The 12,218-nt window shown below is 72.4% G+C and carries 13 protein-coding genes and 1 pseudogene; 7 read left to right on the forward strand and 7 right to left on the reverse strand.

Going from position 1 to position 12,218, the window contains the following annotated elements; genetic code table 11:
• Positions 1–53: 53 nt before the first annotated feature.
• Entirely contained in the window at positions 54–359 is a 306-nt protein-coding gene (locus O7608_RS21005) for a helix-turn-helix transcriptional regulator (protein ID WP_289206240.1), read from the forward strand.
• Here O7608_RS21005 and O7608_RS21010 read toward each other — a convergent pair.
• On the reverse strand, positions 349–1,098 hold the full coding sequence (locus tag O7608_RS21010; protein ID WP_353850452.1) for a TioE family transcriptional regulator: 750 nt from the start codon (positions 1,096–1,098) through the stop codon (positions 349–351). The two genes, O7608_RS21005 and O7608_RS21010, sit on opposite strands and share 11 nt — an antisense overlap.
• 40 nt (positions 1,099–1,138) lie before the next feature.
• Between O7608_RS21010 and O7608_RS21015 the strand changes: the two genes are divergently transcribed.
• Positions 1,139–2,305, forward strand: coding sequence for an erythromycin esterase family protein (locus tag O7608_RS21015; protein ID WP_289206241.1), 1,167 nt, complete (start codon positions 1,139–1,141; stop codon positions 2,303–2,305).
• Here O7608_RS21015 and O7608_RS21020 read toward each other — a convergent pair.
• Positions 2,271–2,750, reverse strand: coding sequence for a DUF6194 family protein (locus O7608_RS21020; protein WP_289206242.1), 480 nt, complete (start codon positions 2,748–2,750; stop codon positions 2,271–2,273). The two genes, O7608_RS21015 and O7608_RS21020, sit on opposite strands and share 35 nt — an antisense overlap.
• A 53-nt stretch (positions 2,751–2,803) precedes the next feature.
• Between O7608_RS21020 and O7608_RS21025 the strand changes: the two genes are divergently transcribed.
• Together O7608_RS21025 and O7608_RS21030 are read left to right on the forward strand one after the other, a co-directional pair.
• Complete coding sequence (locus tag O7608_RS21025; RefSeq protein WP_289206243.1) at positions 2,804–3,562, forward strand: MerR family transcriptional regulator; 759 nt, start codon at positions 2,804–2,806, stop codon at positions 3,560–3,562.
• The gene (locus O7608_RS21030; RefSeq protein WP_289206244.1) at positions 3,562–4,392 is read left to right on the forward strand and encodes a DUF3626 domain-containing protein; all 831 of its coding nucleotides are present in this window, start codon (positions 3,562–3,564) and stop codon (positions 4,390–4,392) included. The genes O7608_RS21025 and O7608_RS21030 overlap by 1 nt, the downstream gene beginning before the upstream one ends.
• Positions 4,393–4,422: 30 nt before the next feature.
• Here the strand turns inward: O7608_RS21030 and O7608_RS21035 are convergent, their stop codons facing one another.
• Positions 4,423–5,172 (reverse strand): methyltransferase domain-containing protein, encoded by a 750-nt coding sequence (locus O7608_RS21035; protein WP_289206245.1) that lies wholly within the window; start codon positions 5,170–5,172, stop codon positions 4,423–4,425.
• A 32-nt stretch (positions 5,173–5,204) separates the two neighbouring features.
• Positions 5,205–5,699: an endonuclease domain-containing protein gene (locus tag O7608_RS21040; protein ID WP_289206246.1), complete on the reverse strand. Its 495-nt coding sequence runs from the start codon at positions 5,697–5,699 to the stop codon at positions 5,205–5,207.
• 352 nt (positions 5,700–6,051) lie between these two features.
• Here O7608_RS21040 and O7608_RS21045 point away from each other — a divergent pair.
• The 3 genes and pseudogenes from O7608_RS21045 to O7608_RS21055 all read left to right on the forward strand — a co-directional run.
• Positions 6,052–6,480, forward strand: a pseudogene (locus O7608_RS21045) (class I SAM-dependent methyltransferase); the annotation flags it as partial.
• 331 nt (positions 6,481–6,811) lie between these two features.
• A complete protein-coding gene (locus O7608_RS21050) occupies positions 6,812–8,188 on the forward strand; it encodes a serine/threonine protein kinase (protein ID WP_289206247.1) in 1,377 nt (458 codons plus the stop codon).
• Between the two features lie 241 nt (positions 8,189–8,429).
• Positions 8,430–8,771: an RNA polymerase-binding protein RbpA gene (locus tag O7608_RS21055; RefSeq protein WP_289206248.1), complete on the forward strand. Its 342-nt coding sequence runs from the start codon at positions 8,430–8,432 to the stop codon at positions 8,769–8,771.
• A gap of 87 nt (positions 8,772–8,858) precedes the next feature.
• On the opposite strand, the gene O7608_RS21060 is transcribed toward O7608_RS21055, so the two are convergent.
• The 3 genes from O7608_RS21060 to lnt are packed head-to-tail and all read right to left on the reverse strand — an operon-like array spanning position 8,859 to position 11,861.
• Entirely contained in the window at positions 8,859–9,380 is a 522-nt protein-coding gene (locus tag O7608_RS21060; RefSeq protein ID WP_289206249.1) for an FxsA family protein, read from the reverse strand.
• A gap of 58 nt (positions 9,381–9,438) precedes the next feature.
• Complete coding sequence (locus tag O7608_RS21065; protein WP_289206250.1) at positions 9,439–10,254, reverse strand: polyprenol monophosphomannose synthase; 816 nt, start codon at positions 10,252–10,254, stop codon at positions 9,439–9,441.
• Positions 10,251–11,861, reverse strand: a complete 1,611-nt coding sequence (lnt, locus tag O7608_RS21070; protein ID WP_289210965.1) for an apolipoprotein N-acyltransferase — start codon at positions 11,859–11,861, stop codon at positions 10,251–10,253. Before lnt ends, O7608_RS21065 begins: the two co-directional genes overlap by 4 nt.
• Positions 11,862–12,218 lie beyond the last annotated feature (357 nt).

The following is a 12,218-nucleotide window of genomic DNA, read 5'->3' on the forward strand; positions in this document are numbered from 1 at the left end:
TTTCACGTCTCGTCGTACGTATGTGGACGCCGCCACCGCAGGAGGACCGCACCGTGTCAGGCACCGACGCGCCGCCGCCGGCACGCCAACGGAGCTGGACGTTCCTGACCAACCACGCCCACGTCCTACTCGCCATCGCCCGCGACCCCACCACCCGGCTGCGTGACGTCGCCGCCACCATCGGCATCACCGAACGCGCCGCGCAGGCCATCGTCGCCGACCTGGTCGCCGCCGGCTACCTGCGCCGCGAACGGGTCGGCCGGCGCAACCAGTACACGGTCAACCGCGCCGGGCACTTCCGCCACCCCGCCGAAGCCGACCGCAGCATCGGCGACCTGCTCAACCTGTTCACCGACTGACCGGCGCCGCCGCCCGCTCCCGCAGATAGGCGTCCAACTGCGCCGCCCCGACCAGCATCGCCCGGCCCCGCGCCGACAACCGGTCGCGCCAGCCCCGCAGCGTCGCCTCCAACGGGGCCACCCCGCCGGCGTCACGGACCTGCGCGATCAGCGGGGCGACCTGCGCCAACAGGTGGCCGCCCCGCCGCAACTGATGGATCAGCAGCACGTCCCGTACGTCGTGCGCGTCGTAGACGCGGTACCCGGTCCGCCGGTCCCGGCTCGGCCGGACCAGCCCGGCCGCCTCCCACTTGCGCAGCGTCGCCGGCCGCAGCCCGAGCCGGGCCGCCAACGGGCCGATGAACGTCCCGCCGGGCACCGGGGCGACCGGGGTCAGCTCGCGCAGCGCCGCCTCGACAGCCCGCACGGTACGCCGGTCCTCCCCCAACTGACAGTGGCTGTCGTCGATGATCCGCAACGCCTCGTCGACCGCGTCCCGGTTCACCGCCCGCATGACCGCCGTCGCCGTGGCGTGACCGTGCCCGCGTACCAGCGCGACGAACGCCCGCAACGACTGCGCGTGCAGCGGCGTGTAGCAGCGGTGACCGGCGGCGGTCCGCGCGGCCGCCGGCAGCACACCGGCGTCCTCGTAGTTGCGGACCGCCTGCGTGGACAGACCGTGCTCACGCGCCAGGTCCACCGGCCGCATCGACTCCCCCTCGTTTGAAGGTTCACCGGGCATCGACAGCGTGTCGGACACACAAACCTTCCACCGTCGATTCAACGATACCGTTGAAGCAATGACCATCACGGACCTGGCCCGCCCCGCCGACGGCGACGCCATCTCGGCGTTCCTGCGGGCACAGCCCACCCGCCCCCTGCTGCTCGGCCTCGGCGAAGCCCGGCACTTCGTCGGTGAACTGGGCGAACTACGCAACGAGATCTTCCGCCACCTCGTCACCCACGAGGGCTACCGGTCGATCGCCATCGAAAGCGACTGCCTGCGGGGCCTGCTCGTCGACGACCACATCGCCACCGGCGCCGGCAGCATCGACGACGTCATGCGCGACGGCTTCAGCCACCAGTTCGGCACCTCGCCGGCCAACCGCGACCTCGTACGCTGGATGCGGACCTACAACGACGACCACGACCACCAGCTGCGGTTCTTCGGCATCGACGGCCCACTGGAGTACTGGGCGGACAGCCCTCGGACGGCACTGACCGCCCTGCACGACCTGCTCGACGGCCCACTGCCCTGCACCCAGGAGACCCTCGACGCGCTGCTGGGACCCGACGACCGCTGGTCGGACGAGGCCACCGTACGGGACCCGTCCCGGTCGATCGGCCGGTCCGCCGACGCCCGCCAACTCCGGCTGATCACCGACGACCTGCTGGCGCTGACCGACACCCAGCTGCCGCAGCTGGACCCTCCGCGCCGCGAACGGGCACAGCTGTACGGGCGTACCGCACTCGGTCTGCTGCGATACCACCACGCGATGGCCGACCCGTCCCCGGACCGACTGTCCCGACTGTCCGCGCTGCGCGACGCCATGATGGCCGCGAACCTGCTCGCCGCCGCCGACCACGGCCCCACCCTGGTCTTCGCCCACAACCTGCACCTGCAGCGCCACCCCGCCGTGCTGACCCTCGGCGACCAGCGGCTACGGATGTGGAGCGCCGGCGCGATCACCGCGACCCGCCTCGGTGACCGGTACGCCTACCTGGCCTCGGCCTTCGGCACGCTCGGCGACGACGCCCCGGCACCGGACACCGTCGAAGGTGCCCTGGCCACGCTGGGCTGGGACAACTGCCTCGTGGACGCCCACGCCCTGGCCCGCGCCCACGCCACAGCGGCGACACGGGTCAGCGAGGACTTCGCCTACTTCCCGCTGGAGCCGGCCCACCTCGACACCGTCGACGGCGTCGTCTTCGTCAACCAGGCCCGTCAGCTGCAGGATCCGTGGTGACCCGGCGCGTCCCGCGACCCTGATCACGCCGGTGGGCCGCGACCAGCAGGTCCCGCACCAGCGACGCGGTCCGCGTACCGGGGTCGACCACCGCCAACCAGCCGGCGCCACCGTAGACGGGATGGGCGAACACGGTGTCGGCGGCTGCGGGATCGACCCCGGCCGGGTCCTGCCCGACGTGACGCCGCACCTCGTCGCGGCCCACGGCGATGTTGAGCCGGAACACCCCGGGCCGGTCCAGCCGCGACGACGTGTCACCGGGGTAGTCCTTGGTCACGATCGTCGCGAACGGCTGACGCCGGGCCGGGACCGTGCCGTCGGGTGAGACGTAGAAGAACGTGTCACCCCAGCTGATCGGCGGCGTGCCGTCGCCGACGGCCGGCCGCAGCACCAGTACGTCGTCGCCGAGGCCGGCGACGAAAGCGATGATCTCTTCCTGTGTCACCGTTCCAGCGTTACATTGCAGTGCTCGTGGAGACTTCACGCTCACGATCAGCGGTGAACGGGGCCGCATGTCTCCACTCGGGGGCCGTCGGTGCCCGCTCAGCGGCGCTGCGTACGGTCGACGTCGCCCGCCGGGCCGGGTACGGCGTCCAGCAGATCCGCAATCTGGAACGCGACGGCGTCCTGCCGCCGGCGCATCGCACCGCCGCCGGCCACCGCATCTACGGGGAACTGCACCTGCGGTGCGCGCTGGCCTACCGGCACCTGGCCGCCGCGACGGCACCGGCCGACGCCCGCCGGATCGTCACCGCAGCACACCAGGGCACGCCCGCCGTGATGCTCGCGCTGCTCGACGCCGCACACGCCCGGCTGCACACCGAACGCGCCGCCCTGCGCCGGGCCCAGCTGGCCGCCGAGGCCATCGCCGCCGAACCGATCACCGACGTACGGGTGTCCGACGCGATGGGCATCTCCGAACTCGCCGCCGCCCTCGGCGTACGCCCGTCGACCCTGCGGCACTGGCACGCCGAAGGTCTCGTCGTGCCCGACCGGGCCGGCACCACCCGGCGGTACACCCCGGAGCAGGTCCGCGACGCGCGGATCGTGCACCAGCTGCGGGCCGCCGGCTACCGGGTCGCGCCATTGCGCGCACTGATGCCGCAGCTACGGACCGCCCGCAGGTCGGCCGACGTCCGTACCGCGCTCGCGGCCCGCGACGCCGCGATCACCGCCCGGTCCCGGTCCCTGCTCGACGCCGCCGCCGAGCTCGGTACGGTGTCGACCCTCACCGCCGCCCGGGAACCTGTGTCGTGATGAGCCCCTACCAGCGCGCGATCGACCATGTCGCCGCCCGATCGGTCGGCCCACCGCTGGATCCGACGGTCCCGGTCACCGTCAACTTCCACCCCGACCGCCTCGCCGGGCACCGTACCGTCATCGACGCCCTCGCCGACGACGGCCGGTACCTGTCCCAGTTCGTCACCGCGATCAGCAACGGCGGGCTCACCGCCCACCCCGGCGGTGACCGGTGGCGCTGGGAGAGCACCATGTTCGGCGGCGCCTACGACGACGCGCCCGCGCACCACCGACCGGTGTACGGGGCGCTCGACCACCGCCACCGGCCCGGGGGCGCGGCGCGCCGGTTCGGCTCGTGTCACCTGCGGCTGTCGCCGACCGTGCTGGACCGGTGCACCTTCTGCTATCCGGACAGCGTGTTCGACCCGACCATGTTCGGTGTCGCCGCCTCCTGCGCGTTGGTGGACCTGCTGGCCGCCGCCGCACACGACGACCCGCTCGACGCCTACGTCGAGGCTCAGGTGCACGGCCCGGTCCGTCTCGACCGCGACGTCGCCGCACTGGTCCTCGACCCGTCGTACCGGGACACCCCGGTGGAGGCCGCCGCCCGGCGGTCGTCCTGCCCGCTGGAATGGCACCGCGGCTTCCAGCTGGACGTCGCCACACTGCGCCGCCACCACGACTACCGGGGCGCCCGGTACGTCGACCTCGGCGTCCGGCTCGCCGTCGACGGCACGCTCACCCCACGGATCATCGGCGACGCCGCCCGCACCGGCCGGTACGACCCGCAGGACCTCAAACGGGTCTGGCACTACCTCGCCCGGTTCGGGGCACCGGACCCGGGCTGACCCCTGCGGCGCGCCGACGCCGGTGACGCCTCACCGCCGCCGTGCCCGCACCAGGACCCGACGTGAGTGGGCGACGAACACCCCGTCGGCGACAATCCGCCGGTGCACCGCCGCCAACTCGTCGCGGTACCGCTCGACGGTGAACCCCGGCACCGTCCAGACGACCTTACGCAGGAACACGATCACCGCCGCGATGTCGAAGAACTCCATCCGCAGCGACTCCATCCGCAGGTCGACCACGTCCAGACCGGCCCCCGTCGCGGCGTCGCGGATCCGGTCCGGGTGCTGATCGGTACGTGGCGGCACCGACACACCCAACGCCGCCCGCAACTCACCGACCGAGTCCGGACCGATCTGCTGCGACAGGTACGTCCCGCCGCGTTCCAATACCCGCGCTACCTCGGGCCAGCGCACCACCGTCGGATGCCGACTCACGACCAGGTCTAAGACGCCGTCGCGAAACGGCAGGTCCTCGTCCTCGGTGGCGTGCACGACGGTCGCCCCGAGCGGGGTGAGCCGCTCGCGGGCCACCTCGACGTTCGGCGGCCAGCCTTCCGTGGCCACCAGGACGGGCGGCGGTGCCGCCACCGTGGCCAGCACCTCACCGCCGCCGGTCTGCAAGTCCACCGCCCGTCGGGCGCCGGCCATCCGCTCGCCCAACAGAGCGGAGTATCCCCAGGACGGGCGCCGCTCGGTTGCCCGGCCGGCGAACCAGGTGAAGTCCCAGCCGGCCACCGGCACCGCCGTCGCCTCGGCGACGTACTCATCGAAGGTCGGCACCGGCTGATTCTTTCGTCGGGCCGGTCGGGGCCTCAACCGGATAACGGCGGCGGCGTGGCCGTCGGGCCGGAGTTGGACGTCGCGTCCCGTGCCACAAGGTGCGTTTGCAGGTACGCCCGCACCTTGTCCAGCAGGGCGGGATTCTCCTCGACCGCCCATGTCACCAGATTGCAGCGGTGGCAGAGCAACTGCCGGACGACTCCGCTGCGGTGGTCGTGGTCGACCGCCAGGCGCCGTGGCGCACCGCCACGGCCGCGCGCTGTCTCGGACTGGCCGCAGATCGCGCACCGCCCTGCCTGGTCGGCCAGCATCTGCTCGTACTGCGCCGAGGTGAGGTTGTACTTCTCGCGCAGGACCTGCGCGTGCGAGACGCGGTCGCCGTCCTTGGTCGCGTAGCGGGCACGTTTGTCCGCCAGGATGCAGGCCTTGCATGGTCTGCGGGGCAGCGCCGAGTGCAGCTGGTCGTAGAAGGCGGTGCGCGGCTTCGTCTGGCCGCATTTTCTGCAGAACACTACGTCGTCACCCACTACTGCACCATACAACCTGTGTGTTGTTGCCGCATAACTGTCATTATGGTGTCTGGCGTCCTCAGGTAAGGCGGGTGACTCAATTATTGGATTGTCGTTATCGGCAATCCAATAATTGGGTCACGTAGTGGCCGTAAGCGATGGCGGGCGACTGGTCCGCTGCGGATCTCCCCCGTGCACACGCACCGTCGGCGCTGGACACCATGTGCCACCATCGTCCGGGTTGCTCCCACCGGACTGATCAGAGAATGCGAGGGACGGGATGAGGGCAGACCACTACGACGGCTTCGCTCGCAGCTACGCGCAGGAGAACGAGTCGGGTCTGTTCAACGCTCACTACGAGCGGCCGGCGATGCTCGCACTCGCAGGCGATGTCCACGGTCGCCGGATCCTCGACGCCGGGTGTGGCGCCGGGCCCCTGTTCGAAGCGCTCCGCACCAGAGGCGCCATCGTGACCGGGTTCGACGCCAGCCCTGCCATGATCGAACTGGCACGACAGAAGCTGGGCGAGGACGCCGACCTACAGGTGGCCGACATCAGCCTGCCGCTACCGTACGCCGACGACACCTTCGACGACGTCGTCGTCTCACTCGTGCTGCACTACCTGCAGGACTGGACGGCACCACTGGCCGAGCTGCGGCGCGTGCTCAAGCCCGGGGGCCGCCTTCTGCTGTCGGTCAACCACCCCCGCATCCTCGAGTCGAGCGACCCCAGCGCCGACTACTTCGCCGTCACGCCGTACTCGTTCGAGTACACGTTCGGCGAGGAACGCGCGATGCTGACCTTCTGGCACCGTCCCCTGCATGCCATGACCGACGCGTTCATCCGGGCCGGCTTCCGGATCGCGGTCGTCAGTGAGCCGCCCTTCTCACCCGACACCCCACGCGAACTGCTCCCGCCCGACCTCGGCGGCCGGACGGCCTTCATCTGCTTCATCTTTTCGTCCTGGAAGCACACTGAGGCCGCTGCTCCGAAGACCGCGCCTGGTGAACACCGTCGAACCGGCCACGGCCAGTGGAGGCCCCAACGCGGCATGAGCCAGGGCGCTGGCGGGCCATCCGGCTGCGGCCGACGAACCCCCGCCCCCGACGGCGCGGCTCCTCGCCCACCTGGTGGCATCGGCGACCGCACCGCGCGCCACGACACAGCAGCGCATCGACGCCGACCTGCAGACCTGGCGAGTGCTCAACGGCGACGTCCTGTCCTTCGACGAACCTGCCGCGCGCCGGTTCGTCACAAGCCCGCCGAGGGTTCGCGCCGACGACACCTGCGGCGGGACGTGGCCGGTGAGCGGCACCCGTTACACTTCGGCGGCGATGGACACCCCGCCGCCGGCCACCGCACCCCCGACCCGGCCCTGTGCGCACTGCGGAACCCCGGTGCCGCAACGGGCCGCCGCCGGCAGACCGTTCCGGTACTGCCGCGACAACGACGGCGCCTGCCAGCGGGCCTCCCGCGCCAACCGGATGCGCCACCGCGACGCGCCGGGCCTGGCCGGACAGCTCGCCCGCAGCTGGGAGCTGGTCGACCGGCTCGACCAGATGGTCGGCACCCTGACCGAGACCCTGCACGCCGAACTGTCCCCCGCCGGTGTCGAACGGCGCGTGGCGCAGGTACGCGCCGAAGCCGCCGCCATGCTCGCCGCCGCCCAGGCCGAACGCGACGACGCCAGACAGGCGGCCGAGTCCGCCGCCGAGGTCGCGGCCACCGCCGGGCGGAACGCGGCTGACGCCGCCGAGCAGGCCCGGCAGGCCCGGCAGCGGGCCGAGGTGGCGGAGTCCGCCGCCGAGGCGGCCCGGGCGGACGCCGCCACGGCGTACGCCGCGCAGACGACGGCGCAGCAGCAGGCGGCCGCCGCCGACGCGTTGCGGCAGCAGGCCGCCGCCGACCTGGCGGCTGCCCGTACCGAGCTGGCGGCCCTCACCGCCGCCCGTGACGACGACCGACGCACCATCGAAGCCCTGCGCCGCGACCTTGCCGCCGCCGACGAGGCGACGAAACAGGCGGCGACGCGGGCAGCGGACGCGCAGCTGCGGTGCCGGCAGGCGCAGCAGGAGGCCGAGCAGGCCGCCGCCGACGCCGCGACGGCTCGTGCCGAGGCCGCCGCGCTTGCCGAGACGCTGCGGGAGGTCCGGGCTGACGCCGACGCGGCCCGCCGCGACGCCGAGCAGGCCACGCGGCGGGCCGATACCGCCGATACCGACGCCGCGTCGGCGCGCGCGGCGGCGGAGACCGCGAGAGAGGAAGCGGAACAGGCCCGCACCGAGGTGGTCACCGCAGCCTCCCGCGTCGAATCGGCCCAGCACGACCTCGCTGCCCGCACCGCCGAACGGGACGCCGTCCGGGCCGAACGGGACGCCGCGCTGGCCCGGGTGGCCGAACTGACCCGTCAGGTCAGCGATCTGGCCGGGGCGTTCGCCGCGCTCAGCGCGACCGGCACCGGCGCACCGGTGACCGCACCGCCGCCGGGCACATCCTCGTCACAGTGACATACATCGCATCCGTGCCGTCACCGGTGTGCCAAACTTCGTTAACGCCACGTTTCAATCGCCTGACAATGCCCAACGCCGGACCGTGTCGACGCGGCGACGGGCGCCCGCCGGATACGCTCGCACAGGTCGTGCGCGGACTGGCGTCACCGGGGCAGCGCCGACCGACGGCGGGAATCGCCCGCCCCGCGCACATCGTTACACCTGAAGACCAGCACCACGACCGAGGGGATAGCCGATCATGGGCGAGCGCATGCTGCGCGGAAGCCGTCTGGGAGCAGTCAGCTACGAGTCCGACCGCAACACGGAGCTCGCGCCGCGCCAGACCCGCGAGTACCTCTGCGCCAAGGGGCACCAGTTCGAGGTCCCGTTCGCCGTCGACGCAGAAGTCCCGGTCACCTGGGAATGCAAGTTCGACGGCAGCGTCGCCCGGCTGGTCGACGGCAACGAACCGGAGCAGAAGAAGGCCAAGCCACCGCGTACCCACTGGGACATGCTGCTGGAGCGCCGGTCGATCGCCGAACTCGAGGACATCCTGGCTGAACGTCTGCAGGAGGTCCGCAACCGTCGCGGCGGTGTCTGACCCGGGGGCGAACACCCGGTCCGGCTGTAGCAACGGTGTGGGGCCCGTACGCGACGCGTACGGGCCCCACACCGTTTCACACCACGATCAGCGTGGATCCACGATCTCGCCCTCGATCGTCGGGCCGTCCGCCGCCTGCTGGGCGGTGCCCGGGTCGGCCGGCGACGGCCCACCAGTCGACGACGGCGGATACACCCGGACCCGCCGTGGGCCGAAAACCTGTCCGGCCGCCGCTGACGACATCCGCCGCTCCGCCGCGACCTGGACCCGGCGGCGCACCAGCCGCCGCACCGGCGGCACCGCCAGCACCGCGCCGGCGGCACCGCTGACCAGACCGGGCGTCGCCAGCAGCAGACCGGCGACAAGACCGAGCACACCGTCGCTGACCTGCTCGCCAGGGGGCTGACCGGCCTGCGCCGCCGCCCGGAAGTTGCGCCACGCGCGGACACCTTCCCGCCGCAGCAGCACCATTCCCGCCATCGACGCCGCGATCACCACCAGCAGCGCCCAGCCGTACCCGATCTGGCGGGCCACCGACACGAAGACGACGAGTTCCAGAATCAATCCGGCGACCAGCGCCAGCGGAATCCAGCGCACCCGTCGACGCATGTCACCTCCAGCGAACGTGCGGTGTGGCGTCACCCGTCCAGCATGACACGCCGTACCGTCACGGCCAGCGCGCCGGCGACGCCGCGTCGCGGTCACGCCGTCCCGCGCCGGTCACCGCGTCACGACGGGCCCGCAGCCCCCACACCGTGACCCGCCACAGCGCCTCCCGCACGATCGCGGCGCTCATCTTGCTGGCACCCTGCTCCCGCTCGGCGAAGGTGATCGGCACCTCGACGATGCGGAACCCCTCCCGGTACGCCCGCCAGGTCAGCTCCACCTGGAACGAGTAGCCCTGCGACGACACACTCCCGTAGTCGATCTTGTCGAGGACCGGCAGCCGGTACACCCGGTACCCGCCGGTCGCGTCACGCACCGGCATCCCCAACGCCAACCGGGTGTACAGGTTGCCGCACTGCGACACCACCCACCGGTGCCGGGGCCAGTTCAACACCTCACCGCCCGGCACCCAGCGCGACCCGATGACCACGTCGGCGCCCACGGCCGCGTCCAGCAGCGCCGGCAGCTGCTCCGGCGCGTGCGAGCCGTCGGCGTCCATCTCCACGACCGCGTCGTAGCCACGGTCCTTCGCCCAGCTGAACCCGGCGACGTACGCCGCGCCCAGGCCCTGCTTGCCGGGGCGGTGCAGCACGAACACCTGCCCGTCGGCGGCGGCCAGCTCGTCGGCGACCGCACCGGTGCCGTCCGGCGAGTTGTCGTCGGCGATCAGGACGTCGACCTGCGGCACGGCAGCCCGGACCCGCCCCACGATGAGCCGTACGTTGTCCGCCTCGTTGTACGTGGGGATGACCACCAGCACCCGACCGACACCCGGGTAGCCCTCCGGGCCATCGCCTGCCGACACCGCCTCGCTCACCGTGCCTCCGCATCCACGCCGCCCGAGCGCCGTCGCAGCCACGCCGCCGCGACCACGACCGCCCCAGCGGCCACCACCAGCACCATCTCGGGCCAGAAACCTGTCCGAGTCGCAAGAGTACGCGTCGAGCCCAGGTCCAACTCACTCACCACGACGGCGGCGGTGTTGAACTCCGTCGCCTGCGACACCCGCCCATTGTCATCGACGAATGCGGATACGCCAACCGTGGAGGCCATCAGCCCCGCCCGGCCGTGTTCCACCGCCCGCAGCCGCACCATCGCCAACTGCTGACCCGCCTCCGCAGCGTTGAACGTCGCGTTGTTCGTCTGCACCGCCAACACCTGCGCCCCACCGGTCACCGTGTCGCGGACCAGCCCGTCGTAGGCCACCTCGAAACAGATGATGCCGCTGACCGTCACCGGCCCCACCCGCAGCACGCCCGGCTCCGAACCGGCAACGAAATCCGCCCGGACCAGATCCACCTGATCAGTGACCATCCGCGCCAACCGCCGAAACGGCACATACTCGGCAAACGGCACCGGATGCCGCTTCACGTACACCTGCTCGACGCCACCGGAACCCGAACCCGGCTCCCACACCAGACTCACGTTGCGCACCTCCCCCTCACCGGGCCCGTACGCCAACGCACCCACCACGATCGGCACCCCGACGGCCGCCGCCGCCTCGTCGATACTCGCCGCCGCCCGCGCGTCCCGCATCGGATCCACATCACTGGCGTTCTCCGGCCACACCACCAGATCCGGCGCCGGCACCTGCCCCGCCCGCACCTGCTCCGCCAACCGCACCGTGCCCTGCACATGGTTGTCCAGCACCGCCCGCCGCTGCGCGTTGAAATCCAACCCCATCCGCGGCACGTTGCCCTGCACGATCGCCACCGTCACCGACCCCGCCGCACCACCACCCAGCGGCACCACCGCCCCCACCAGCAGCACCCCCGCCGCGACCAGCACACCACCGGCGGCCACCAGCGCCGACCGGCCCACCCGCCACCGCCGCCACACCGCCGCCGCCAGCACCCCACCGGCCACCGCCACCACGAACGTCACCAACGGCGCACCACCGACCGCCGCCCACGCCAACGCCGGCGAATCACCCTGACTGAACGCCAACCGCCCCCACGGAAACCCACCGAACGGGGTCCGACCCCGCAACGCCTCCTGCCCCACCCACAACACACCCGTCACCACCGGCCACACCACCAGCCGCCGCCGGTCCACCACCGGCGACACGAACGCCGCCGCCGCCCCCAGCACCGCCAGGTAACTGGCCTGCAGCCCCGACAGCAGCACCCACGGCAAACTCCCGGTATGCAGATTCGTCCAACTCAGCAACGGCGCGAAGAACACCACCCCGGCGAGGAAACCGACACCCGCGCCCGCCCACCACCGCCGACGGTGCACCGCCACCGCCAACGCCGCCACCCCCACCGGCGCCGCCCACCACAGGTCGTACGGCGGAAACGCCACCAGCAGCGCCACCCCGGCGACCACCGCCAACCCCACCGCCACCGGAACCGGCACCGCCCGACCCGGCACCGCCGACACCGACGGACCCGACCGCACCGGCACCGCCACCGCATCCACCATCGCCACGTCGAGCCCCACTGCGCCGCGGGCCACCGCCCACGGCGGCCTCTCCGATACGTCCGACGAAGGCTACCGGCAACCCGGACCCGGCGGCGACGCAAGCGACCACCGCGAACGGCGTACCGTCCGCACACGAAGAATCGGGGCGCGGCCGGTCGGCCGCGCCCCGCACTCCCAGGCCCCCGCCGGTGCGACAGGACACCCGTGCAGTGACCTTCGGACCGACCCACCGGGAACTGGCTGCCCCCGACGGGCCGTTGTCTACTGGCCCTGCACGACCACCTGCCCATACACCGGAAAGTCGCGGCCGGTCCGCGCCGCCTCGCCGACCCTCGCCCACTGGACCTGGCCGATGCG

Source organism: Solwaraspora sp. WMMA2056, assembly GCF_030345095.1.
Lineage (GTDB): Bacteria > Actinomycetota > Actinomycetes > Mycobacteriales > Micromonosporaceae > Micromonospora_E.

Excerpts from the sequence above, each read along its gene's own strand:
- O7608_RS21015 (WP_289206241.1), top strand. The coding sequence starts at position 1,139 with ATGACCATCACGGACCTGGCCCGCCCCGCCGACGGCGACGCCATCTCG.
- O7608_RS21055 (WP_289206248.1), top strand. The coding sequence starts at position 8,430 with ATGGGCGAGCGCATGCTGCGCGGAAGCCGTCTGGGAGCAGTCAGCTAC.
- lnt (WP_289210965.1), bottom strand. The coding sequence starts at position 11,861 with ATGGTGGATGCGGTGGCGGTGCCGGTGCGGTCGGGTCCGTCGGTGTCG.
- O7608_RS21060 (WP_289206249.1), bottom strand. The coding sequence starts at position 9,380 with ATGCGTCGACGGGTGCGCTGGATTCCGCTGGCGCTGGTCGCCGGATTG.
- O7608_RS21030 (WP_289206244.1), top strand. The coding sequence starts at position 3,562 with ATGAGCCCCTACCAGCGCGCGATCGACCATGTCGCCGCCCGATCGGTC.